The 25,137-nt window shown below is 63.0% G+C and carries 20 protein-coding genes; 10 read left to right on the forward strand and 10 right to left on the reverse strand.

The window, feature by feature from the left end:
* The first annotated feature begins 23 nt into the window (after positions 1–23).
* On the forward strand, positions 24–1,523 hold the full coding sequence (amaB, locus tag AT395_RS21980) for an L-piperidine-6-carboxylate dehydrogenase (RefSeq protein ID WP_042114373.1): 1,500 nt from the start codon (positions 24–26) through the stop codon (positions 1,521–1,523).
* 163 nt (positions 1,524–1,686) lie between these two features.
* Positions 1,687–2,892: an aminotransferase-like domain-containing protein gene (locus AT395_RS21985; RefSeq protein WP_042114371.1), complete on the forward strand. Its 1,206-nt coding sequence runs from the start codon at positions 1,687–1,689 to the stop codon at positions 2,890–2,892.
* Between the two features lie 107 nt (positions 2,893–2,999).
* Here the strand turns inward: AT395_RS21985 and AT395_RS21990 are convergent, their stop codons facing one another.
* A complete protein-coding gene (locus AT395_RS21990) occupies positions 3,000–4,454 on the reverse strand; it encodes a 2-hydroxymuconic semialdehyde dehydrogenase (RefSeq protein ID WP_042114368.1) in 1,455 nt (484 codons plus the stop codon).
* A 288-nt stretch (positions 4,455–4,742) separates the two neighbouring features.
* Here AT395_RS21990 and AT395_RS21995 point away from each other — a divergent pair, with 288 nt between their 5' ends.
* Positions 4,743–5,480: a GntR family transcriptional regulator gene (locus tag AT395_RS21995; protein ID WP_048628626.1), complete on the forward strand. Its 738-nt coding sequence runs from the start codon at positions 4,743–4,745 to the stop codon at positions 5,478–5,480.
* A 21-nt stretch (positions 5,481–5,501) separates the two neighbouring features.
* On the opposite strand, the gene AT395_RS22000 is transcribed toward AT395_RS21995, so the two are convergent.
* The 4 genes from AT395_RS22000 to AT395_RS22015 form a co-directional block, all read right to left on the reverse strand.
* On the reverse strand, positions 5,502–6,668 hold the full coding sequence (locus AT395_RS22000) for a M20 aminoacylase family protein (RefSeq protein ID WP_048628625.1): 1,167 nt from the start codon (positions 6,666–6,668) through the stop codon (positions 5,502–5,504).
* 103 nt (positions 6,669–6,771) lie between these two features.
* Positions 6,772–7,503, reverse strand: a complete 732-nt coding sequence (locus AT395_RS22005; protein ID WP_082164741.1) for an HD domain-containing protein — start codon at positions 7,501–7,503, stop codon at positions 6,772–6,774.
* A gap of 134 nt (positions 7,504–7,637) precedes the next feature.
* A complete protein-coding gene (locus tag AT395_RS22010) occupies positions 7,638–8,144 on the reverse strand; it encodes a single-stranded DNA-binding protein (protein ID WP_048628624.1) in 507 nt (168 codons plus the stop codon).
* Between the two features lie 30 nt (positions 8,145–8,174).
* Positions 8,175–9,398 (reverse strand): MFS transporter, encoded by a 1,224-nt coding sequence (locus AT395_RS22015; RefSeq protein ID WP_042114362.1) that lies wholly within the window; start codon positions 9,396–9,398, stop codon positions 8,175–8,177.
* 422 nt (positions 9,399–9,820) lie between these two features.
* On the opposite strand from AT395_RS22015, the gene uvrA reads away from it, so the two are divergent.
* The 6 genes from uvrA (at position 9,821) to AT395_RS22045 (ending at position 17,251) form a co-directional block, all read left to right on the forward strand.
* Positions 9,821–12,685 carry an excinuclease ABC subunit UvrA gene (gene uvrA, locus AT395_RS22020; protein WP_042114361.1) on the forward strand — a complete coding sequence of 955 codons (2,865 nt, stop codon included), beginning with the start codon at positions 9,821–9,823 and terminating at the stop codon, positions 12,683–12,685.
* A 52-nt stretch (positions 12,686–12,737) separates the two neighbouring features.
* Positions 12,738–13,766, forward strand: a complete 1,029-nt coding sequence (locus tag AT395_RS22025) for an AI-2E family transporter (RefSeq protein WP_042114359.1) — start codon at positions 12,738–12,740, stop codon at positions 13,764–13,766.
* Positions 13,767–13,876: 110 nt separating this feature from the next.
* Entirely contained in the window at positions 13,877–14,551 is a 675-nt protein-coding gene (locus tag AT395_RS22030; RefSeq protein ID WP_042114357.1) for a helix-turn-helix transcriptional regulator, read from the forward strand.
* Positions 14,548–15,528: a threo-3-hydroxy-L-aspartate ammonia-lyase gene (locus tag AT395_RS22035; protein WP_048628623.1), complete on the forward strand. Its 981-nt coding sequence runs from the start codon at positions 14,548–14,550 to the stop codon at positions 15,526–15,528. The genes AT395_RS22030 and AT395_RS22035 overlap by 4 nt, the downstream gene beginning before the upstream one ends.
* Positions 15,525–15,923 (forward strand): RidA family protein, encoded by a 399-nt coding sequence (locus AT395_RS22040; RefSeq protein ID WP_042114354.1) that lies wholly within the window; start codon positions 15,525–15,527, stop codon positions 15,921–15,923. The genes AT395_RS22035 and AT395_RS22040 overlap by 4 nt, the downstream gene beginning before the upstream one ends.
* A gap of 344 nt (positions 15,924–16,267) precedes the next feature.
* Positions 16,268–17,251, forward strand: coding sequence for a hypothetical protein (locus tag AT395_RS22045; protein WP_124988606.1), 984 nt, complete (start codon positions 16,268–16,270; stop codon positions 17,249–17,251).
* 83 nt (positions 17,252–17,334) lie between these two features.
* On the opposite strand, the gene AT395_RS22050 is transcribed toward AT395_RS22045, so the two are convergent.
* The 5 genes from AT395_RS22050 to AT395_RS22070 form a co-directional block, all read right to left on the reverse strand.
* The gene (locus AT395_RS22050; protein WP_042114353.1) at positions 17,335–17,883 is read right to left on the reverse strand and encodes a phosphonate degradation HD-domain oxygenase; all 549 of its coding nucleotides are present in this window, start codon (positions 17,881–17,883) and stop codon (positions 17,335–17,337) included.
* Positions 17,843–19,660 (reverse strand): Na/Pi cotransporter family protein, encoded by a 1,818-nt coding sequence (locus AT395_RS22055; RefSeq protein ID WP_045852655.1) that lies wholly within the window; start codon positions 19,658–19,660, stop codon positions 17,843–17,845. Before AT395_RS22055 ends, AT395_RS22050 begins: the two co-directional genes overlap by 41 nt.
* Positions 19,661–20,020: 360 nt before the next feature.
* Positions 20,021–21,475: a phosphonoacetaldehyde dehydrogenase gene (phnY, locus tag AT395_RS22060; RefSeq protein ID WP_048628621.1), complete on the reverse strand. Its 1,455-nt coding sequence runs from the start codon at positions 21,473–21,475 to the stop codon at positions 20,021–20,023.
* A 102-nt stretch (positions 21,476–21,577) separates the two neighbouring features.
* Positions 21,578–22,831: a phosphonoacetate hydrolase gene (gene phnA, locus AT395_RS22065; RefSeq protein WP_048628620.1), complete on the reverse strand. Its 1,254-nt coding sequence runs from the start codon at positions 22,829–22,831 to the stop codon at positions 21,578–21,580.
* Positions 22,832–22,948: 117 nt separating this feature from the next.
* Entirely contained in the window at positions 22,949–23,665 is a 717-nt protein-coding gene (locus tag AT395_RS22070) for a phosphonate utilization associated transcriptional regulator (protein WP_042114346.1), read from the reverse strand.
* 399 nt (positions 23,666–24,064) lie between these two features.
* Between AT395_RS22070 and AT395_RS22075 the strand changes: the two genes are divergently transcribed.
* Entirely contained in the window at positions 24,065–25,105 is a 1,041-nt protein-coding gene (locus AT395_RS22075; RefSeq protein ID WP_042114343.1) for a putative 2-aminoethylphosphonate ABC transporter substrate-binding protein, read from the forward strand.
* Positions 25,106–25,137 lie beyond the last annotated feature (32 nt).

The raw sequence follows: 25,137 nt of genomic DNA on the forward strand, positions 1-25,137 counted from the left end.
CTGAATTCCATAGGGGTATCAACGTGAACGCAACTTCCATCCTCAACGAACTGGGCATTGCCAAACTGGCCGAAGCCGGCGATATCGCCGTGCATTCGCCGATCGACGGTGCACTGATCGGCCGCGTGGCCAGCGCTTCGGTCGCCGACGCACAAGCCGCACTCGCCCGCGCGCACACGGCGTTCACCGCATGGCGCAACGTGCCGGCGCCGCGTCGCGGCGAACTGGTTCGCCTGCTGGGCGAAAAGCTGCGCGAGCGCAAGCAGGCACTGGGCGCACTGGTCACGCTCGAAGCCGGCAAGATCCTGCAAGAAGGTCTGGGCGAAGTCCAGGAGATGATCGACATTTGCGACTTCGCCGTCGGTTTGTCGCGTCAACTGTACGGCCTGACGATCGCGTCGGAGCGTCCGGGGCACCGCATGGCCGAGACGTGGCATCCGATGGGCGTGTGCACGGTCATCTCCGCCTTCAACTTCCCGGTGGCCGTGTGGTCGTGGAACGCCGCGCTCGCCCTCGTGTGCGGCAACGCCGTCGTGTGGAAGCCTTCGGAGAAGACACCATTGACCGCACTGGCCGTCAACAAGCTGATGGAAGAGGTCATTGCCGAATTCGGTGACGCGCCGGAAGGTTTGACCTCGCTCGTCATCGGGGGCCGCGAGGTGGGCGAGGCACTGGTTGCCGATCCGCGCTCCGCCATCGTGAGCGCCACGGGCAGCACGGAAATGGGCCGTAAAGTGGGTGTGGAAGTTGCGCGCCGCTTCGGCCGCTCGATCCTGGAGCTGGGCGGCAACAATGCCGGTATCGTCACGGCAAGCGCCGACATGGAACTGGCCCCGCGCGGCATTCTGTTCTCGGCCGTGGGCACCGCCGGCCAACGCTGCACCACGCTGCGTCGCCTGTTCGTGCATGAGAGCGTCTACGACAAGACGGTCGAGCGCCTGAAGACGCTGTACGGCAAGGTCTCCATCGGCAATCCGCTTGAGCGCGGCACCCTGATGGGCCCGCTGATCGACGAAGGCGCATTCAAGCGCATGCAGAACGCCCTCGATCAGGCACGCGCGCAAGGCGGCAAGGTCACGGGCGGCGAGCGCTATACGGTCGCCGGCGCAGAGAACGGCTTCTACGTGAAGCCCGCCATCGTCGAAATGCCGTCGCAAACGGAGGTCGTGCTGACCGAAACGTTCGCCCCGATTCTGTACGTGCTCAAGTACAGCGACTTCTCGGAAGCCATCGACGGTAACAATGCCGCATCGCACGGTCTGTCGTCGTGCGTGTTCACGACCGACCTGCGCGAGGCCGAGCGCTTCACGTCGTCGGCCGGTAGCGACTGCGGCATCGCCAACGTCAACATCGGCCCGAGCGGCGCCGAAATCGGTGGTGCATTCGGGGGCGAGAAAGAAACCGGCGGTGGCCGCGAGTCGGGCTCCGATGCGTGGAAGGGCTACATGCGCCGCGCCACCAACACCGTGAACTACTCTTCCGCCCTGCCGCTCGCGCAAGGCATCGACTTCTCGATCGAGTGAAGTCGCGCTAACAGGCCCCGGCGTCGCACATTCCAATGCGCCACGCCAATGGGCTGCTTCAACGTCTGTCAGCACCGGGCGCGTCGTGCCAACACGGCAGAGGCGTCCGGCGCCGCCTCTCCCGGTCGCCGAATTCCGTCACGCTTTTTGTAGCGAGGCCCTCATGTACGCATTCACCTCCCCTTTCGCCAATCCGGCAGGTTCGCCGATTCGCGAACTTTTCAAATACCTCGCCGAGCCGGGCATGATTTCGTTCGCGGGCGGGTATCCGGCGAGCGACCTGTTCGACGTTGACGGTCTCGCAGCGGCACAGGCACGTGCCTTCGCCGAGCCGACGCGCTGCCTGCAATACGGCCCGACCGACGGTCTCGCCGAACTCAAGGCCCAACTCATCTCGTTGATGGCCTCGCGCGGTGCCCCCTGCACTACCGAAGAACTGCTGGTGACGACCGGCTCGCAACAAGGGCTCGACCTGCTGTTGCGCGTGATGGTCGCGCCGGGCGATGTCGTCGTGACCGAGCAACCGGCGTATCCGGCAACCTTGCAGGCGTTGCGACTGCAACAGGCGAAGATCGTGACGGTGCCCGTCGACGCCGATGGCCTGAACGTCGATCACCTGAGCGCACTACTGCGTGAAGGCAAGATTGCCGTACCGAAGTTGCTGTACACGGTGCCCACGTTTGCCAATCCGACAGGCGCGACGCTCTCGCGCGAGCGTCGCGTCGCGCTGTTGAAGCTGGCGTTGGCGTATCGGTTCGTGATCGTGGAAGACGATCCCTATGGCGACTTGCGATTCACCGGCGAGGGCGTGCCCACGCTGCTGGGTCTGACGGCCGAGGTGCCGGGCTCGCGCGACTGGGTGGTGCACTTCTCGAGCCTGTCGAAGATCGTTGCGCCGGGGCTGCGGGTGGGTTGGACGGTCGCACCGCCCGAGATCGCGCGTCGCTGCGTGGTTGCCAAACAGACCGTCGATCTGTGCAGCGTGCCGTGGACGCAAGCCGTCGCGGCCGAGTATCTCGCGGCAGGGGCGTTGACACGGCATCTGCCGAAGATCACCGAAGCGTATCGCCTCAAGTGCGACGCCATGTGCGGCGCACTGCGCGACAAGCTGGGCGATGCGATTCAGTTCCATGCACCGCTGGGCGGAATGTTCGTGTGGGCGCGTCTCGCCGCCGTGAAGACGAGCGAGTTGCTGCCGCATGCGATTGCCGAGAAGGTGTTGTTCGTGCCCGGCACGGCGTTCTTCGCCGAGCATGCCGACGAAGCATCGCTACGGCTGTCGTTCGCCGCACCGGCAGTCACGGCGATTGAAGACGGTGTGGCGCGGCTGGCTCGCGCGATGCGCGCGGCCGGTCGGCAAGCCGGGTGAGCAACCGCACGCCGGGTCAGCCCCCGGCCCTCGCGACACGGCAGTCATGACGAGGGCCTCGCCCACCGTCCCCGGGGAAGGTTTGGCGAGGCTCCCGATGTTTGCGCTCAGAGCTTCACGCAGACGTTACGCAGTTCGGTATAGAACTCGAGCGAGTGAACCCCGCCCTCGCGACCGATGCCCGATTGCTTCGCGCCACCGAACGCCGTGCGCAGGTCGCGCAGGAACCAGGCGTTGATCCAGCAAACGCCGACCTCAAGCGCCGCCCCCATGCGATGCGCGCGGCTGACATCCGATGTCCAGACCGTCGCCGCAAGACCGTAAGGCGTGGCGTTGGCCATTGCGATGACTTCCTCTTCCGTATCGAACGGCGCGATATGGCAGCACGGCCCGAAAATCTCTTCGCGAATGACCGAGGCCGTCTCCGGCAGGCCGGTCCAGATGGTCGGCTGCACCCACGCGCCGTCTTTCATCGACGCCGGCATGTCGGGCACCCCACCGCCGGTGACGATCGTTGCCCCTTCCTCGCGCGCCTTGGCGTAGTACGACAGCACCTTCTCGCGATGCACCTGCGAGACGAGCGGGCCGAAGTTCGTGCCTTCGGCATACGGATCGCCCAGCTTCAGCGCCTCGGCACGCTCCTTGAGTGCGGCCACGAAGCGCTCGAAGATCGGGCGTTGTACGTACACGCGCTCCGTGCCCAGACACACCTGACCGCTGTTATCGAAGCTCGAACGGGTAATGCCCGCGACGGCCTTCTCGAAGTCGGCATCCGCGAACACGATACCGGGGTTCTTGCCCCCCAGCTCGAACGACACCGGACGCACGCCATTCGCGGCCGCCTTCATGATCGCCTCGCCCGTGCGCGTTTCGCCTGTGAACGTAATGCCGTTCACCCCCGGATGCTCGGTCAGGAACGCACCCGCCGACTCGGGACCAAAGCCGTGTACCACGTTGTAGACACCCGGCGGCACGCCGACTTCGTTCATCACCTCGCCCAGCAGGGTGGCCGTAGCGGGCGTCTCTTCCGACGGCTTCACTACGACCGTATTGCCAAACGCCAGCGCCGGGCCGACCTTCCACGTCATCAGCAGCAGCGGCAGGTTCCACGGACACACCACGGCGATCACGCCACGCGGCGTACGCACCCCATAGTTCAGCGCGTTGCCGCCGTCGGGTGTCGTCATCGCAAACGACTCGGTCGGCACGTTCTTGATCATGTCCGCGAACACCTTGAAGTTCGCGGCGCCGCGCGGAATGTCGAGATGGCTCGCCAGACCGTGCGGCTTGCCGGTGTCCGCGATCTCGGCGGCCAGGAAGTCGTCGAAACGGCGATTGATGCCATCGGCCACGGCATGCAGCAACTCCACTCGCTGCGCGACCGTCATCTTGCCCCACGGCCCTTGTAGCGCTGCGCGCGCGGCGCGCACTGCGGCGTCTACCTCGGCGCGACCGGCTTCGTGCACGTGTCCGATCAGGCTGTTGTCTACCGGATTGCGGTTCTCGAAGGTGCGGGGGCTGGAAACCCACTCACCGTTGATGAAGTTCTGGAAATCCTTCATGTCTCACTCTCGTTCTGTCGGTTACTTCGGGACGGGGGCTGCCATGCCCGGACGGCGTAATGCATGCAGTCCGGGCATGTCGTGCGCCGCGCCGCGTACCCGTTAAGGGCGCGATGGGTACCAGCAAAGGCGACGGCGGCAGCCGTATGGAGCACACGATAAATCCACGGCCGGGCGCGCGTCAACATTTTCTCGAGAATTTTTATTTATCTCGATTTTTTGACGATTTTGCGAAAATCGCGATGAAGCTGCTTATAATCTCGGCACCTTCCCCGAACTGCCCCACGCATGCACAGCCCGACCCTGTCTTCCGCCCCGACGGCCGACGCCACACTGGCGCAAAGCGCCTACATGCGCCTGCGCAGCGACATTGTCGAGGGACGGCTCGCGCCGGGCGAGAAGCTGCGCGTCGAGCACTTGAAGGACCGTTACGAGGTGGGAGCGGGAACGCTGCGCGAAGCGCTGGCGCTGCTGGTGGCCGACGCGCTCGTCGTACAGCACGGGCACCGCGGATTTCGGGTGACGCCCATCTCGCTGGCCGACTTCATCGACATTACCGAGACGCGCGTGCAGTTGGAGACCGAGGCGTTACGCCAATCGGTCTCGCTGGGAGACGACACATGGGAGGCCGATCTGACGAGCGCGTTTCACCTGCTCTCGCTCGCCGAAGAACGGCTGGGGGACGGGCAACGTGGGGATGTCGGCCAGTTTGCCGAGTGGGAAGCCCGTAATCGTGCGTTTCATGAAGTGCTGATCCGGGCCTGCCCGTCGCGCTGGCTGCATCACTTTCTGGCAATTCTCTATCGTCAGTCAGAGCGCTACCGGCGTTTGTCCATCACGCATCAACCGGTGCCGCGCGACGTTCACGAAGAGCATCGGGCGATCTTCGACGCCTGCCTCGCTCGCGACGCCGACAAGGCGTCTGCGCTGCTTGCCGCTCACATTCGCAAGACGCTTGAGGCGGTGCGCGAATTACCCGACGCCGTCATCAACGCCGGGACGGCGCCGCTCGCACCGGTTCGCTGAGCCGCCGGGGCTGCGCCCCGATCAACGCGGCAAACTATCGCGCACGATCTGCGCGAAATAGCGTGCACCGAGCGGCAGAATCGCATCGTTGAAGTCGTAGCAGGCGTTATGCAACGGAATCGCGCCCGGCTCGTCGCCGGTACCGTTGCCAATGAACGCGAAGTTGCCCGGCACATGCTGAAGGAATACGCCGAAGTCCTCCGACGCCATGACCGGCGCCACCTCGGCATCGACCATGGCCTCCCCGGCGACCGCCTGTGCCGCACGAATCGCGAGCGCCGTATTGTCAGCCCGGTTCACCGTCGGCGCAAACTCATGCGTGTACTCGAACTCGCAATGCGCGCCGTGCATTGCACACACTCCCATGCAAATGTCGCGCATGCGTGTCTCGAGTAATTGCTGCACGTCCGGTGTGTAACTGCGCGTGTCGCCCTTGATTACGACGTTCGTGGGAATCGCGTTGCGAATCCCGTCAGTGATGAATTCCGTGCACGACACGACCGCCGACAAGCCAGGATCGACACTGCGCGACACCACCGTTTGCAGCGCCACGACGATTTGCGCACCGATCACCAGCGGATCGACGCCCATGTGCGGACGCGCCGCATGCGTGCCCTTGCCGCGAATACGGATGACGAAGTTATCTTCACTCGCCATGATGCCGCCAACACGCGTGGCAATGCGTCCCGCCGGGATGCCCGGCATGTTGTGCACGCCATAAATGGCATCGATGGGGAAACGCTCCAGCAGCCCGTCGGCAATCATCGCCTTCGCGCCGCGACCGTGTTCTTCCGCAGGCTGGAAGATGAAGCGCACCGTGCCTTTGAAGTCGCGCGACTCCGCCAGCAGTTTCGCCGCGCCAAGCACCATCGACATATGGCCGTCGTGCCCGCAGGCGTGCATCTTGCCCGGCACTTGCGACGCGTATTCGCGCGCCGGTGCCTGCTCGGTGATCATCAAAGCGTCCATGTCGGCGCGAATGCCGATAGCGCCGCCGCCGTCTCCTACCCGCAGATTCGCCACGATGCCGGTGCCGCCGATACCGCGATGCACTTCCAGCCCGAGGCTTTCAAGAATCGTTGCAACGGTCTGCGACGTGCCGACTTCCTCGAAACCGGTTTCCGGTTGACGATGAAACGCGTGCCGCCATCCCGTCAGCGCCTTGGCGAAATAGATGTCCTGCGTCATGCGAAGCTCCTTTGTTTGTGCCTTTGCATGTGCCTGCTGTGTTCGATGATGACATCAGCGCGACAGTCACGCCTGTGGGCGCAGCGCGACCGACCCCGCCGATTCACCCGCGAACGCCGGGCGATATTTCGTCTCGCAGCAGATCGAGGTAAGCGCGCATGGTCGCAATGCGTTGCGCCCCAATGCGTTGGGCCTTCAATGTCGTCAGCCCTTCGCTCAGCCGAAGCAGCTTGGTTTCGAAATGATCGAGGGCAAAGCGACGGTCGTCGAGACTGCGGTGCTGAGCGAACGGATCGAGCGGGTCGTACAAACGCGAGCCGGTGCGACCGGCCACATAGAAGGTACGTGCGATGCCGATGGCGCCGATGGCATCGAGACGGTCGGCATCGCGCAACACGCAGGCTTCGCGCGAACGAGGCGCGATACCCGCCGAAAAGCTATGTGCCTCGATAACATGCGCCGTCGCGTCGATGCGCGCCGGCGTCCATCCCAGCGTATGCAGAACGTTGCTCGCTTTCTCCGCGCAGAGCCGCGATGCCTGAGCACGCCGCGGGTCTGTCTTTTCGACCTGAACGCAATCGTGCAGCAGCGTCGCCACGGCCAGCATCTCGAGATCGACGCCCGCCTCGTCGGCCGCAATCTCCGTCACCAGCCGCCACACACGAATCAAATGCGCCTCGTCGTGCGAGCCGTCTTCGCGATTGTCGTTGTCGTCAGCCCTTTCACTCTGTGCATCCGCAGTACGCAGCGACACATCCAGCGTGTCGAGCGCGGCGAGGACGACCTCGTCATAGGGCGAGAAGGCTTGCGCCAGTAGCGTAGTCGATGCGTTCATGACAATTGTTTTTTCATTGCGCCTGTTCGGCCTTTTGCGGTCGCCGCGCCTCGCCTCCGATCACGGCGAAAAGCAAAAAGCCCCGCAGACGCCAAGTCCACGGGGCTTTGTTCTGAGAGAACCGAGAGGGTTCCTCAGAACGGAATATCGTCGTCCATGTCGTCGAAGCCGCCGCCCGATTGCTTGGCCGGCGCTTGCTGGCGGCCAGCGCCACCGCCTCGCGAATAGCCGCCACCGCCGCCGCCTTCGTCACCACCACCGCCGCCGCGCGAGTAGCCACCGCCACCGCCGCCGCCACCTTCACCGCCACGGCCACCCAGCATCTGCATCTGGTCAGCCACGATTTCCGTGCTGTAACGGTCCGTGCCGTCCTGCGCCTGATACTTGCGCGTGCGGATACGGCCTTCGATATACACCGACGAGCCCTTCTTCAGGTACTCGTTGACGATCTCGGCGAGACGGCCGAAGAACGACACGCGGTGCCATTCCGTCATTTCCTTGAACTCGCCGGATTGCTTGTCCTTGTAACGGTCGGTCGTCGCCAGACGAATGTTCGCGACCGCATCGCCGCTTGGCAAATAGCGGACTTCGGGGTCGGCGCCAAGGTTACCGACCAGGATCACTTTGTTGACTGATGCCATAAAACTTTCTCCGGTATTGCTGAAATCCGATCAGGATTGACGAGGCGCTGGCGTCCTCATCGGTGCGGCGATTATAAGCCACACGAAAGCCCCGGCTGCACATGTGATGAATATTGCGTTTTGACCGTAGTGGGTCATCAGATAACCCCCTAGTGCCCCGCCGCAGAACAACCCCAGTGCCTGCGTCGTATTGTAGACACCCACCGCCGCGCCCTTGCGCTGCCCTGGTGCGAGCTTCGACACCAGCGACGGCTGCGACGCCTCAAGCACGTTGAAGCCCAGGAAGTACACGAACAGCACCGTTGCGATCACGCCCACCGTCGGCGGCAACCCGCCCAGCGCCGCCTGCGCGATCGCCACCAGGGCAATCGCCGAGAGCAGCACAATCTTCATCTTCCCGCGCTTCTCGGCCGCAATGATCGCCGGCACCATCGCCACGAACGACAGCCCCATCACCGGCAGATAGATCTCCCAATGCTGAGCCACCGGCAAGCCCGCTGCCACCAGCATGCGCGGCATCGCCACGAAAAGCGCCGTCTGCGTGGCATGCAGCACGAATACGCCGAAATTCAGACGCAGCAGTTCCGGGTTATGCAACACCTCGGAGAATGGCGCCGGCCCCGCCTTGGGATGCACCGGCGGCGTGGGCACCACCCACAACACCACGAAAATCGCCAGCACGGCCAGAATGCCGATGGCCGAGAACAAGCCGCTCATGCCTAGCCAGTGATACAGGAACGGCGCGCACACGATCGCCACCGCAAACGACACACCAATGCTGCCGCCAATCATCGCCATTGCTTTCGTGCGATTCTCGTCGCTCGTCAGGTCGGCCACGCAGGCCATGACCGCGGAGGAAATTGCCCCCGCGCCCTGAATCGCCCGGCCGACGATGATCCACATCAGATCATGGGCCAGCGCAGCCACGAGCGAGCCGATCGCGAACACGATCAGGCCGAAGATGATCACCGGCTTGCGTCCCAGCCGGTCAGACGCCCAACCGTACGGGATATAGAGCAGCGACTGCGTCAGGCCGTAAATGCCGATCGCCAGTCCAACGAGGAAAGTGTTGTTGCCGCCCGGAATCGTCTGAGCGAACACCGAGAACACCGGCATGATCAGGAACAGGCCAAGCATGCGCAGCGCGAAAATCCCCGCGAGCGACGCACTCGCGCGCACTTCTAGCGGGGTCATGCGGCCGCCGCGGCCGCGTGTCGTGGCAGGGGAAGCGGAAGTCACGGAATCGGTCGACATTACGTCCTGGGAGATGGAAAAAACGCTTGCTGCCTCAGAATCTTCTGATGATGACGCCCCAGTCCTGCGGCATGCGTGCCGCCTGGCGGGCGCGTCGATGGCCGTCTTGCCGACGGTCGGGCGCCAGCCTCTGGAAATCGGGCGGTTCGTCCCCATCTGTGCCTCGTGCCAGTGTGCCGCCCGAGACAGCCTGTCAGCAGGTTCAGCCCCGGCAATCAAACTTAGGTATATTAGCAGGTTTAGCCGCCCGGAATTTCCCCCCAGCGGCCCGCCCGACCGCTCCCGCCGCCAGTCGCGTCGCGCTGGCCTACGCCGCGCCGGCCCGGCCCGGCGTCCCGGGAAATTCGGGCACTCTTGGGGGCCGGAACCCGCCCCGCGACAATTCGCCGCGCGGATTCCTCGGCGACGACCCGGAACCGTCAATGGAAACCATTCGTATTCGTGGGGCTCGTACCCACAACCTCAAGAACGTCAATCTCGACTTGCCGCGTCACCAGCTTGTGGTGATCACCGGCCTGTCCGGCTCCGGCAAATCGTCGCTCGCCTTCGATACGCTTTACGCGGAAGGCCAGCGGCGCTACGTCGAGAGTCTGTCGGCGTACGCCCGTCAGTTCCTGCAACTGATGGAGAAGCCCGATGTCGATCTGATCGAAGGTCTCTCGCCGGCGATCTCCATCGAGCAGAAGGCAACATCGCACAACCCGCGCTCCACGGTCGGCACGGTCACGGAAATCCACGATTACCTGCGTCTGCTCTACGCCCGTGTCGGCACGCCCTACTGCCCCGACCACGGTCTGCCGCTCGAGTCACAAAGCGTCTCGCAAATGGTCGACGCCGTGCTTGCGCTGCCGGAAGACACCAAGCTCATGATCCTCGCGCCAATCGTGGTCGATCGCAAAGGGGAGCATGCCGACCTCTTCGAGTCGATGCAGGCGCAGGGCTTCGTGCGCTTTCGCATCCGCTCCGGGGGCGGCGCCGCCAACGAAGGCCGCGCCCGCGTGTATGACATCGACGCCCTGCCCAAGCTCAAGAAGACGGAAAAACATTCGGTCGATGTGGTGATCGACCGCGTGAAGGTGCGCGCCGATCTGAAGCAACGTCTGGCGGAATCGTTCGAAACCGCACTGCGCCTGGCCGATGGCCGCGCCATTGCGCTGGAAATGGATACCGAGAAGGAACACGTCTTCAGCTCGAAATTCGCGTGCCCCGTGTGCTCGTACTCGTTGCAGGAACTCGAGCCGCGCCTGTTCTCGTTCAATAATCCGATGGGCGCCTGCCCGACCTGCGACGGTCTGGGCCAGATGACGTTCTTCGATCCAAAGCGCGTCGTCGCCTTCCCGGCGCTTTCGCTGGCCTCGGGGGCGATCAAGGGGTGGGACCGTCGTAACCAGTTTTACTTCCAGATGCTGCAAAGCCTGGCGGCGTTCTACGACTTCGACGTCGATACCGCTTTCGAGGAATTGCCGGAAGACACGCAGAAGATCGTGCTTTACGGCTCCGGCGAGCAAGCCATTCCCTTCACGTACGTCAACGAGAAGGGCCGCACGTCAGTGCGCGAGCACGCATTCGAAGGCATCATTCCGAATCTGGAGCGGCGTTATCGCGAAACCGATTCGGTCGCGGTGCGCGAAGAACTTGCCAAGTATCAGAACAACCGCGCCTGCCCCGATTGCGAAGGCAGCCGCCTGCGCCGCGAAGCCCGTTTCGTGAAAGTCGGCGAAGGCCCGCAGGCCCGCGCGATCTATGAGATCGGCAATCTGCCGCTGCGCGATACGCTCGGCTACTTCCACGAACTGGTGTTGCACGGCGCGAAGCGCGAGATCGCCGACAAGATCGTGAAGGAAATCGTTGCGCGCCTCTCGTTCCTGAACAACGTCGGCCTCGACTATCTCTCGCTGGAGCGCAGCGCCGATACGCTCTCGGGTGGCGAAGCACAGCGCATTCGTCTCGCCTCGCAAATCGGCTCGGGCCTGACCGGCGTGATGTACGTGCTCGACGAACCATCCATCGGGCTGCACCAGCGCGATAACGATCGTCTGATCGGCACCCTCAAGCACCTGCGCGATCTCGGCAACTCCGTGATCGTGGTCGAGCACGACGAGGACATGATTCTCGCGAGCGACTACGTCGTCGACATGGGGCTCGGCGCCGGTATTCACGGCGGAACGGTAATCGCACAAGGCAGCCCCCAGCAGATCGAGCAGGCGCCGGAATCGCTCACCGGGCAGTACCTCTCCGGGGCCCGGCGCATCGAGGTGCCGGAGCAGCGCCACGCGCCGCGCGAAGAGCGGCTGCGCATTTTCGACGCGACCGGCAACAACCTCAAGAACGTCAACCTGGATCTGCCGGTCGGCCTGCTGACCTGCGTGACGGGCGTGTCCGGCTCGGGCAAGTCGACGCTGATCAACGACACGCTGTATCACGCCATCGCCCGCCATCTCTACGGGTCATCGGCCGAGCCGGCCCCCTATGACCAGATCGAGGGGCTGGAGCACTTCGACAAGGTCATCAACGTCGATCAATCGCCCATCGGACGCACGCCGCGCTCGAATCCGGCCACGTACACCGGCGTATTCACACCGATCCGCGAACTCTTTGCCGGCGTGCCGGCGGCCAAAGAGCGCGGCTATGACCCGGGCCGTTTCTCGTTCAACGTGAAGGGCGGACGCTGCGAAGCCTGTCAGGGCGACGGCGTCATCAAGGTCGAAATGCACTTCCTGCCGGACGTGTATGTGCCTTGCGATGTTTGTCATGGCAAGCGCTACAACCGCGAAACGCTCGAAGTGCAATACAAGGGCCGCAACATCTCGGAAGTGCTCGACATGACGGTCGAGCAGGCGCATGAGTTCTTCAAGCCCGTGCCGGTCGTGGCACGCAAGCTCAAAACACTGCTCGACGTGGGGCTGGGCTACATTCGCCTCGGCCAGTCGGCCACGACGCTCTCGGGCGGCGAGGCGCAACGGGTGAAGCTCTCGCTCGAACTTTCCAAGCGCGATACCGGCCGGACCCTGTATATCCTTGATGAACCGACGACCGGGCTGCACTTCCACGATATCGAATTGCTGTTGACCGTGATTCACCGGCTGCGGGATCAGGGCAATACTGTCGTCATCATCGAGCACAATCTCGATGTGATCAAAACGGCAGACTGGGTGATCGACCTCGGACCGGAAGGCGGGGCGGGAGGCGGACAGATCATTGCCCAGGGCACGCCCGAGCAAGTGGCGGCGAACAAGGCCAGCTTCACCGGCAAGTACCTCGCCCCGTTACTCAGGCGCGAGAAGTAACGCGCACTGCCCAAGCCATCACGACACAGGCTTTTTTGAAGGACGTCATTGCATGGAACCGCGCACTGGCTGGAATCCGGATCGGAATTTCTGGATCGAACTGGCGAGCTATGTCTTCGCCGCCGTGGCCCTCTGGCTGATTCTGAGCATTCACCTGCTTTCGGTGGTGCTCTCGGGGATGATCGTCTATCAGTTGGTGCATGTGCTCGGGCCACGCCTGCAACTGCGCATTTCGAGCGAGCGCGCGCGGCTGGTCGCCGTGGCCCTGCTCTCGGCGGTGATCGTTGCGCTGATGACGGCGCTCATCTTCGGCATCATCACCTTCTTCCGCAGCGATGCAGGCCACTTGCAGCACATCAACGGGAAGATGATGGAGGCCATCGAGCAAGCGCGCGCGCAACTGCCCGCGTGGATCACCGCGCGCTTGCCGGCCGACAGCGACGACATTCATCAGGCCATCACCGGTTACCTGAAAGACCACACGCAGGAGATGTCGCTGGTGGGCAAGGAAGCGCTCAACGCGATGGTGCACATCGTCGTGGGGCTGGTGCTCGGTGCGCTTGTGGCGCTCTCCACGATTCGTCCCGTGCATAGCATGCGTCCGCTCGCTGCCGCGCTCGCACGCCGCGTTACGCTGTTCGGCGACGCCTTTCGCCGTATCGTATTCGCGCAAGTGAAAATTTCGGCGATCAACACCCTCTTCACCGCGATCTTTCTGGTCGGGGTATTGCCGCTGTTCGACATTCACGTACCGCTGCGCAAGACGATGATCGTGGTGACGTTCGTCGTCGGCCTGCTGCCGGTCGTGGGTAACCTGATCTCGAACACGTTCATCGTGGTGCTCGGTCTGTCGGTGTCGCTCTACGTGGCGATCACCGCGCTGATCTTCCTGATCGTCATTCACAAGCTCGAATACTTCCTGAACGCGCGCATCGTCGGCACACAGATCCAGTCTCGCGCCTGGGAGCTGTTGCTCGCCATGATCGTGATGGAAGCCGCGTTCGGATTGCCGGGACTCATCGCCGCACCGATCTACTACGGTTACCTCAAGAGCGAACTGGCGGAAAAAGAACTCGTCTGATCGCCCTGCTCGCCCGCTGCACGTAGCCTCCACAAAGGAGCGAACGAGCACCGGGCGATATTTTTGAACGAGATTTGACATTTCGTCACCCGATGACATAATGTCAAATCATGAAATCCGCAAAATCTCCCGCCACGGGCAAGCTCGACGAAAACGCGTTGTTACTGCGTGAAGGCCGCAAAATCGTCGAGGCGCTCGGCCAGACGTTCGCTCCTCTGGTCGAAGTGGTGTTGCACGACCTGACCGACCCCGACCATGCGATCGTGGCCATCGCCAACAATTTGTCGGGGCGTGAGCCGGGCGATGCCGTCACGGAAATGGGGCTTGCGCGCATCGCCGATCCGGCATTTCCCGAAGTCATCGCAAACTATGCGAACCGGTTTCCGGACGGACGACCGGCCAAGAGCACATCCATCGGGCTGAAGAACAGCAGCGGTGAGTACGTTGCAGCCATCTGTCTGAACATGGACATCTCGATGCTCGCCGCCGCTGCGGCCAGCGTGCAGCAACTGGTGAGCGTGCCGAATCAAGCCCCGGCCCCGGTTCGCGAAACGTTATCCAACCGCCGGCTCGACGACATCTCGCCCCTCATTGCCGACTTTGCCGCGCAGCGCAACACGACCCCGCAGGGACTGTCGCTGGCACAACGCCGCGAGGCCATTCGTCTTATCGAAGCGCGTGGACTGCTCGACCTGCGCCACGCCCATGCCGAGGTTGCGCGCGCATTGGGCGTTGCCCGCTCGACCGTCTACACCTACCTCTCCGACCCGAAAGGCGCATCATGACCGCTCCCCCATTGGCGATTACCTATGGCGACGTTGTCGCCGCCCACGACCGGATCCGCGAGGCGGCACATCGCACGCCGGTACTTACATCGCGCACCGCCGACGCCATGACCGGCGCCAGCCTGTTCTTCAAGGCGGAGAATTTCCAGCGTATGGGCGCCTTCAAGTTCCGCGGAGCGTACAACGCGATCTCGCAGTTCACGCCCGAACAGAAACGCGGCGGCGTGCTGGCCTTCTCGTCGGGCAATCATGCGCAGGCGATTGCGCTCGCTGCACGCGAACTGGGTGTGCCGGCGGTGATTCTGATGCCGCAGGACGCCCCGCAGATGAAGATCGACGCCACGCGCGGCTACGGTGCGGAAGTGATTCTCTTCGATCGCTACAAGGAAGATCGCGAAGCGCTGGCCAGTCGGCTTGCTCAGGAGCGCGGCATGACGTTGATTCCGCCGTACGACCACCCGCATGTCATGGCGGGACAGGGCACGGCAACCAAGGAGTTGATCGAAGACGCAGGCGAACTGGACATGCTCGTGGTGTGCCTCGGCGGCGGCGGGCTGCTCTCCGGCAGCGCGATTGCGGCACGAGCGCTGAATCCGGACATCGAGATTTTCGGCGTCGAGCCGGAAGCGGGCAACGACGCTCAGCAGAGTTTCCGCTCAGGCAAGATCGTGCATATCGAGACACCGCGCACGATTGCCGATGGTGCCCAAACCCAGCATCTCGGCGTATACACGTTCCCGGTGATTCGTTCGCTCGTGGACGACATCCTGACCGTGACGGACGATGAACTCGTGAAAACAATGACGTTCTTTGCGAGCCGCATGAAGATCGTGGTCGAGCCGACGGGCTGTCTCGCCGCAGCAGCCGTTCTGCACGGCAAGGCGGATGTGCGAGGCAAGCGTGTCGGCATCCTCCTCTCCGGCGGCAACGTCGATATGGAACGCTTCGCAAAACTCACACTTGGGGAGGCAGTATGAGCGCACAGGAACGCGGTATCGAAACCGTCAACGTACCGACACTGCAACCGCCGCGCGGTCACTATTCGCATGGCGTATGCGCGGGCGGCTTTGTGTTCGTGTCGGGACAGTTGCCGATCACGCCGGAAGGCGAACGCCTCGTAGGGGCACCGTTCGCGGTACAGGCAAAGCAGGCGCTGGATAATGTCGCGGCCATTCTCGCGGCATGCGGCACGACCATCGACCGTCTGGTGCAAGTGCGGGTGTACATCACGAACGTCGACGATTGGGGCCCGTTCAACGAGGTTTACGCTGCCTGGGCCGGCAGCGCGAAACCCGCCCGCGCCGTGGTGCCGGTACCCACGCTCAGCCACGGCGTGGCCGTGGAGATCGAGGCAACCGCATTGGCTGGGTAATCTCGTCGCATCGTCGGGATGACGACACCGGCGGGGACGCGCATCGTCGCTCCCCGTCTGTCTGCGGTGGTTGTCGGCGCCGGGCGGACGCCGGCACGCTTCGCCCACCCGGGCGCGTTGCGCTGTCTTCGCTGGCCTCGTAATCCGTCTGACGTTTTGCACGAGTTCTGCACGAGTTCTGCACGATACGCGCGACGGTTCCGTCGGCAGCCCCCGAGCGAAGACCCTGCATGGGTCCACGAACGAAACCAACGCCGTGTTTTGTGACATTCCCCGGGATCTCTCCCGGGGAATGATCGTCCGACAGATACACTTTGGGCTCTGCCGGCCGATCACAGCGAAACATGACAACCCCCGATATACCGCCTTCACCGCAAACCACTCCTTCACCTGACGTGCCGCAGCGGCGCATCGACGACGAACCCCTGCCGTTGATCACGAGCTTCAACGACGTCTTCGTCGTCGTGGCGTCGGCGCTGCTCGCGTTCGGCACGGCGTGGCTGACGAACACTCGCCCCCCGTGGCTCGTTGCATTGATCTGCGCCGCGCTTTTCTGGGGACTGTCCGAGGTCTTCGTGCGACGCCGTCGCATGGCATTGCCCGCGTTGTTCTATAGCTTCGGATTCATTGCCAACCTTGCCTGCGTCGGCTTTACGGGAATTCCATCGGGGCACGAATTCCGCGGGCCGTCGGATGTGGAGATGTATTTCGAAGCCAGAGGGATCGCGGCGTACGTTCCGGAACTGCTCGCGAGTTATGCCTGCATCGTCATCGGCACAGTGCTCTACTGGCGACGCTTCCGGGTGCCGGCCACGATCGCTCTGGGCCTTGCCGGCGTGGTCTGCCTGACGTGGCTTCTCGTGCTCGTTGCCGGGCAAGACTTCATCGGCCCGATGCGCGTAGCGAACATGGCCGCCGGTCTCGCCATCTTCGTCTGGGCATTGCGCTGGGACGCGCAGGACCCGCAACGCAAGACAATTCGCTCCGACGTGGCTTTCTGGCTGCACCTGCTCGCCGCGTGCATGGTTACGCATCCGATCTTCTGGGCGCTCATGCCCGGCTACCCGATCGCGGTCATCGCGGTGTTCGTCCTGCTGACCGGCATATCGCTTGTCATTGACCGCCGGGCCCTGATGATGTCGTCCTTGCTATACGTGATCAGCGCGATTCTGAGTGTGCTCGTGACATCGGCGGCTTCGCAGGCGCTGGCCGTCGTCACCGTTGTCGTCGGTGGCGCGTTGTTGCTGCTATCTGCGCTCTGGCGTCCTGCGCGCGCCGCGGTGCTCAAGTTTCTGCCCGCTGGCTGGCGAGCCCGTCTGCCGCAGTAATTTCCGTACGGCCGTGCGCGCAACGCTTTAGTGGCGATGCTTGCGCGTGCATGCCGCCGCCGAGGCAAAATCGACCGGCGCGCTTACTGGAGCGCGACCCGTTCCAGCACCTTCATGTAGTGATCGAGCGACGGTGTCGCCATGCCGGCGACCTTCGCCCGGTCGTCCCAGCGACGCAGCCGCAGCGCCGCCTCGGCATGGTCGCGCGCGAGGAATGTCTTCGCCTCGTCATCGCTGAACACGCCGCCCTGCAACGCGAGACTGCGCACCGAATCGACCGAGAGCTTGCCGTAATACCCGGGATCGATGGCGCACAGGCAACGCTTGGCGTCGACGTGCAGACGAATCGGATCGAGCACCGCGTCGCTGAACAGCGGGCGCAGGAACGGCAGCGCGAAGTATTGGTGCAGATCGTCGATACCGCGCTCGGTGGGCGTTTCGCCCTGAAGATTGAGCAGGTGACCGAGATCGTGAAGGAAACTGGCGGCGACGAGCGCCTCGTCGGCGCCCTCGCTCTCGGCTAGCGCGCCGCTTTGCAGCGCGTGCTCCAGTTGGGTGACAGGCTCGCCGCTATAGGCAATCGAACCGAATTTATCGAACAGGGTGCGGATGTCCGGCAGGCTCAGGGCCATCGTGAGAACTCTCGTTGTCGTCGCGCGAACTTGAGGCGGCGGCCGTCGCGACATCGGCAAGCGCCGCCAGCTTCGACACCTTCGTTTCCTTCGGTGTCTTGATATCCTTCGGGTCCTTGGTTTCCTTGGCGTCCTTCGGCTTGTCTCGCATGCGGCTCTTGCGCAACGCGCCCGCGTCGTCGAGCACCGGATATGCCGTCGAGCAGAACAGCGAATTCAGCCGCTTCATGTCGCTGATGATGTCCAGATGCAGCGAACTCGTCTCGATACTCTGCACCGACTGCCCCGCCAGACGGTTCAGGTGCGTGTATGAGTAGGCGCGCTCCAGATCGCGGAAGCTCTCCTTCTCGGCCATCAGCCGCTGCGCGCTCTTCAGGTCCGTGTTCAGGAACACCGACAAGCCCAGTTGCAGGTTCGTGACGAGACGCGCATGCATGTCGCAAATCTCCTGCAACCCGGCCTCGGAGAACGACAGTTTGTGCGAGATCTTCTTCTCCTCGACCTCCGTCACCATGCGCTCGATGATGTCGCCCGCATGCTCCAGATTGATCGTGAGCGAAATGATGTCGGTCCAGCGGCGGCTGTCCTGCTCGCTCAGGTTCTCGCGCGACACACGCGTCAGGTACATCTTGACCGCCGTGTAGAGATGGTCGACGTCGTCATCCATACGACGTGTCTCGCGCGCCCGCGCCACATCGTTGCTGCGAATCACATCGAGCAACCCGTTAAGCATCTGCTCCACGATATCGCCCATGCGCAACGTTTCGCGCGTGGCGTTGGCCAGCGCGACCGACGGCATCTCCAACGCACTCTCGTCCAGATGGCGAGGCCGGGTCACACCGTCCGCCTCCGGTTTTTCAGCGAGCAGGCGAACGCACAGACGCGCCATCGGCTCGGTGAAAGCGAGGAACACCACGCAACGCACCAGGTTGTAAAGCACATGGAAATTCACCACGGCTTGCGCGGGGGCGTCCGAGAGCCAGCTCACGAGCATCGGCGCATAGTCGACGAACGGCAGCACGAGCAGGCAGCCGATCAGCTTGAAGATGAGGCTGCCGAAGACCACACGGCGCCCCGCCGCATTCTGTCCGGCCGAGGTCAGCATGGCGAGCATGCCACTGCCCAGATTCGCGCCGATCACAAGGCACAGCGCCACCTTGAGCGAAATCACGCCGGAGGACGCCAGCGTGGCCGTAAGCAGCACCGCCGCCAGACTCGAGTACGACACCATGGCGAAGAGCGCGCCAATCAGCGTGTCGAGCATCACGTCGCCGGTCAGCGAGCCGAATAGCACCTTCACGCCCGCCGCTTCGGTCATCGGGGTGGTGGCGCCCACGATCAGTTGCAACGCCAGAATGATCAGCCCCAGTCCGATCGATACGCGGCCAAGCTGCCCGGCACGCGTCTGTTTGCGCGAGAGGAAGAAGATGACGCCAAAGAAGATCAGCAGCGGCGAGAGCCAGTGCAGGTCGAACGTCAGAATTCGCGCCATGAGCGCCGTACCGACGTCTGCACCGAGCATGATCGACAGCGCCGGCGCCAGGGCGATCAACCCCTGCGCGCCAAACGACGAGACGATGAGCGCCGTGGCATTGCTGCTCTGCACGAGGCCAGTGACGAGTACCCCCGCCGCAAACGCGAGGAAGCGATTCGAGATACTGTGCGACAGAATTCGCCGCAGGTCGGCACCGTAGACGCGCAGGACCCCGGTACGCACGATGTGCGTACCCCAGATCAGCATTGCCACGCCGGAGAGAAGGTTGAGCAGTGTCAGCATGCCAGTGTTCCGTGATCTTATTGTCGACGGGACAGGCAGCGCTCCGCGCCGCCAACATGACGCGTCCACTGGTTTGCCAAACCGGCATCCCGCGTCAGTCCAACACTGGCGTCGGGATGCGTATGAAGTTCACGCGTCATGCGTATCCCCAATCGACACACCGTACACCAAAACGACCGGCGCAACAATCGTGTCATCAATTTGTCACAATTTTTGCGCCGATTCTGCCGAGCCTTGTTGCGTAAGGGGAACAGGGCGGTACGACTACCGTTACAGCACCGACTTTCGGTCCATCGCATCGCCCCCGCCGCCCCTTTCATACACTTAGATCGCGCTCGCTTTTCCGCGCGCGGCTCTGGCTCAGATTCCCCACGGCAGCGTAAAGGTTTTGGTGTTGGTGAAGCTCTTCATCGCTTCCTGCACCCCCTCCTTGTAACCGAGTCCGGAATCCTTGATGCCGCCAAACGGTGTCAGTTCGATGCGATACCCCGGCACTTCCCAGACATTGACCGTGCCGACCTGAAGTTCGTTGGTGAAGCGCGTGACGTAGTCGAGGCGGTTCGTGCATACGCCCGATGACAGCCCGAACGCCGTGCCGTTGGACATGGCGATGGCTTCGTCGATGCTGCCGAACGTGAGGATCGGCGAGACCGGCCCGAAGGTTTCTTCACGCACGACGGTCATCTTCGGATCGACCCGATCGATGACGGTCGGCGAGTACAACGCGCCGTCGCGCTTGTTGCCCACGAGCAACCGTGCGCCCTGCGAGACTGCCTCGTTCACTCGCGATTCGAACAGGCGGGCTGCCGCTTCATCGATGACCGTGCCCATGTCGTTCGACCCGTCGGCCGGATCGCCGTACTTCCATGCCCGGGTCTTCTCCACAACCAGTTCGGTGAACTGTGCCGCAACGTCGCGGTGCACGAGCATGCGCTTGACCGCCGTGCATCGCTGGCCCGAATTCTTGTATGAGCCCTGCACCGCGAGGTCAGTGGCACGATCGAGGTCGGCGTCTTCCATCACGATCAGGGGATCATTGCCTCCCAGTTCCAGCACGATACGGCGATAGCCCGCCTTCGACGCAATGTACTTGCCGATCGACACACCGCCCGTGAACGTGATCATGTCGATGTTCTCGTTCGTGATCATCTCGTCGGCGATCTCCACGGGATCGCCCGTAATGACCTGGAGCATCTCCGGCGGCAGCCCGGCTTCATAGAGCGTATCAGCCAGATAGAACGCCGAAAGCGGAACCTTCTCAGACGGCTTGAGCACCATCCGGTTATTGGTCGCAATCGACGGCGCCACCTTGTGCGCCACCTGATTCATCGGGTGATTGAATGGTGTGATGGCCGAGATCGCGCCCAGCAGCGGCTCGCGCTGCGTGACCACGCGGCGCTTCTTGCCATGCGGTGTGAGGTCGCAAGAGAAGGCCTGCCCGTCGTCCTTGAGCGCTTCGCCTGCGGCGAAGCCGAGAACATCGGCCACGCGGCCGATTTCGTAGACGGCGTCTTTCTTGCACAGCCCCGATTCCATCGTGATGATCGCGGCGGCCTCGGCAGTGCGCTCGCGTAGCAACGCGGCGGCCTTGTCGAGAATGTTGGCGCGTTCGAAACGGGTGAGCGTCGAGCGGTACTGTTTCGCAATCGAGAACGCGCGGCGCACGTCGTCGAGCGACGCCTTCGGCACGGTGCCGACCAGATCGCCCGAATACGGGTTGAAGACTTCGATGATTCGTTCGCGGGTCACTTTTTCGCCACCGATGCGAAGCGCTTCGGCGCGAAACTCGGGGTGCAGCTTGTGCGGCGCGTTCATGGGGTTCTCCACAGCATATCCAACCGGACAGGGGCCCGGCGACGCAAACGTTCTGCGGTTTGCGCGCCGTTGGTTCTCATTGCAAATCTTGGCGGTACGGCATCAAACGTGATTGAGTGCGACATCGAGAATGTCGAAGTTGCGCAATCGCGCCCTGCCCGGAATTCCTTGCGTTTTCCGGTTGAAGAGCAGCGGTACGGTCTGCTCGGAGATCCCGCCGTGCGAGCGCAGCGGCACCGTGAGTCCGGTCAGGTCGTGACGACTTGCGCTCGTGCCCAACACGACCGACTGATCGCTCACGACCACGAGATCGCCCACGCGATCGGGTGGCAGCTCGAAGCGCGCGCAGGCGTCGGCATTGGTATGCACCACCTCGATACCGGGCAACGCGGCAATGCGCTGACGGATGGCGTCGCGATCCACATCGCGCGGCAGGTAGATCGTGGCAAACGACCCCAGCGCGCCGTGATGCACCACATACGGATCGGTAATCGGCAGAATCACGCGTGCACCACCGGCTTCCACGCCCTTGCCGAGCCAGTCGTCGAGCAGATCCTGCAAATAGATGACATTGGGCTGACCGGTCTTCGGATCGTGCTTGGCGTTCATGCCGTGGTCGGCCGTCAGGCCGATGACCGCGCCCAACTCGTCCATGCGGCGCAGGTACTTGTCCATCATCGCGTAGAAGGCATTTGCGCCCTCCGTGCCCGGCGCCCACTTGTGCTGAACGTAGTCGGTCGTCGAGAGGTACATCAGGTCGATGTGACGCGTCTCGAGCAGACGAACGCCCGCGGCGAACACGAACTCGGAGAGTGCTGCGCTGTAGACATCCGGCACCGGCATGCCGACGAGACTCAGCACGTCTTCGATGCCGTTCTCTTCCAGCGTGACCTGATCGGACTTCTCCGACGAGAAGCAGATGCCCTTCATGCGATGGCCGAGCAGCTTGCGCAGCTTGTCCTTGGCGGTCACGACGGCAACGCTCGCGCCCGCATCGGCGGCAGCGGCCAGCACAGTGCCCGCGCGCAGATAGGCCGGGTCGTTCATCATGACTTCCGCACCGCGTCCGCCGTCGGCGGCCGGATCGAAGAAGTAGTTGCCGCAGATGCCGTGCACGGCGGGGGGCGCACCGGTCACGATCGACAGATTGTTCGGGTTGGTGAACGACGGCACGACGCAGTCGCCCTGGAAGACCGCGCCGTCGGCCAGCAAGTGCTTCAGGTAGGGCGCCACACCTGCCGCTGCTGCGGCTTCGAGATACTCGAACTGACAGCCATCGACACACACGATGACCGTTGGCTGTTGCGGCAGCCGGTACTGGCGGCCGTTCACTTGGATCTGCACGGGCTGGTTCACGTCGGGTCTCCTCAAGAGCAACTGGGTTGGCTACCGCTGGCATCGACCTCGATGCGACGCCCGCGCGGCAGCCGGGTATTCAACAAGACAACGTTTTCACTGACCTTCGGCCCGCGCTCAGCCGGCCTTCGCCTGCGCCGAAGCCCCCGGTGCACGCGCAAGCGCTTCACGAATACGTGCCCGGCCGCGCGCCAGATGCTCGCGCGTGACCTGCGCGGCCCGCTCGGGGTCTCGCGAGGCAATCGCGCTCACAATGTCGCGGTGCTCGCGCTCCGACTTCGGCGGCGCGGTGGTATCGCCCGTCAACGCTTCGTGACGGAACAGGCTCAACTCCTTGACCAGCCGCCGGTAGGTCTCGAGCAACTTGCGATTGCCAACCATCTCGACAAGCGAATCGTGGAACGACACGTTCAACTGGTAGTACGCCTCGCTGTCGCCAGACTCCACCGCGCGATGCATCGCTTCCACGGATTCGCGTAACCGGGTGAGTTGCTCCGACGTAATCGTCTCGGCCAGCGTGCGGCCTACGTATTCGTCGAGCACGCCACGCAACGCGTAAATCTCTTCGGCCTCTTCCAGCGAGATGACCCGCACGAATACGCCGCGGTTCTTTTCGGTGCGTAACAGCCCCGCCTCTTCCAGTGCACGAAACGCCTCGCGCACCGGACCGCGCGACACGCCCAGACGGCCAGCCACCTCGATCTCGTTGAGCTTGGTGCCGGGCGTGAGCGTGCCTGCCATGATCTGGCGCTCGATCTCGTGCTGAACGAGTGTGGTGAGCGACTGGCTTTGCAACAACTCGATTGCCGTAGGCGACGTGGTCTTGGGCGTCATACCGGTCTTCCTTATCTCTGAACACTGAAGCTATCGCGCAACGCCCTCCGCCGGAAGGCCAAACCGCGTCGGCGAGTGCGCTTGGCGATTTGTGGCGTTACGTGATTATTTTTGTTGCTTGACATTCAAGCACAGCAGTTTGTAGATTGTCAACAAACGACCCCCAGCATGACAGACGAATTTTGCAACACTGACGGGGAAAGTCGGCGCAGGCAGCAGCAAAACCCTATCTGAATCAATGATTTCCATACTATTGGAGGTATTTGACGAGCAGATGACAAAGGCCAAGGGTTTCAAGAAAAAGACATAATTTGCCAATAATATGCAACACATCGCCTCAAAGAAGGTGTTGCCGTACTCATTAACGCGACCTGGATTCGCGACCCACAGGAGCCATCCATGAACCAATCGTTGCGCCGCGCCATGCGTGCTGCCGCCGTTCTCGCCGCCGGACTTTTCTGCGCCGCCCAAGCGGGCCACGCGCTGGCCAAGACCACGCTGACCGTCTATACGGCGTGGGAAGTCGAAGTCATGCGCCCCTACGCGGAGGCATTCCAGAAAGCGAACCCCGACATTGAAATCAAGTACGTGCGCGACTCTACGGGCGTGGTGACCGCGAAGGTGCTCGCGGAAAAAGCTAACCCGCAGGCCGACGTGATTGCGGGGCTGGCGGCGTCGAGTCTCGAACTGATCAAGCAGGAAGGTCTGCTCACGCCGTATGCTCCCAAGGGATTCGATCAGCTCACGCGCGCCTATAGCGACAAAGCGAACCCGCCGTCGTGGGTCGGCCTGGACGTATGGGGCGCCACGGTGTGCTTCAACACAGTGGAAGCCGCGAAACGCAATCTGCCGAAGCCCACGTCGTGGGAAGACCTGACCAAGCCGATTTACAAAGGCATGATCGTGATGCCCAATCCGGCCACCTCCGGCACGGGCTTTCTCGACGTGACCGCGTGGCTCCAGATGTTCGGCAAGGAAGGCGGCTGGAAGTACATGGACTCGCTCGACAAGAACATCGTCAAGTACACGCACTCGGGCTCGAAGCCGTGTCGCGACGCTGGCGCGGGCGAGTATCCCATTGGTATTTCGTTCGAATTCAACGCGCATCGCACGAAGGCCGCTGGCGCGCCCATCGACCTTGTGTTTCCCAAGGAAGGGCTGGGCTACGACATCGAAGCCGCCGGTATCGTGAAGACCACCAAGAAGCTCGACGCCGCCAAGCGCTACATGGACTGGCTCGCCAGCAAGGAAGCCAATGAGATGTACGCGAAGGACTGGGCGATCGTGGCGTATCCGGGTGTGGCGAAGAAGTTCGACACGATTCCGGTCAACTATCCGGACATGCTCGTGAAGAACGACTTCACGGAGATCGCGAAGAGCCGCGAATCGGTGCTTGCCGAATGGCAGAAGCGCTACGGCGCCAAGTCGGAGAAGAAGTAACCTCTCCCGGCCCACCGGACAACGCGAACCCC

This window comes from Pandoraea apista (genome assembly GCF_001465595.2).
Lineage (GTDB): Bacteria > Pseudomonadota > Gammaproteobacteria > Burkholderiales > Burkholderiaceae > Pandoraea > Pandoraea apista.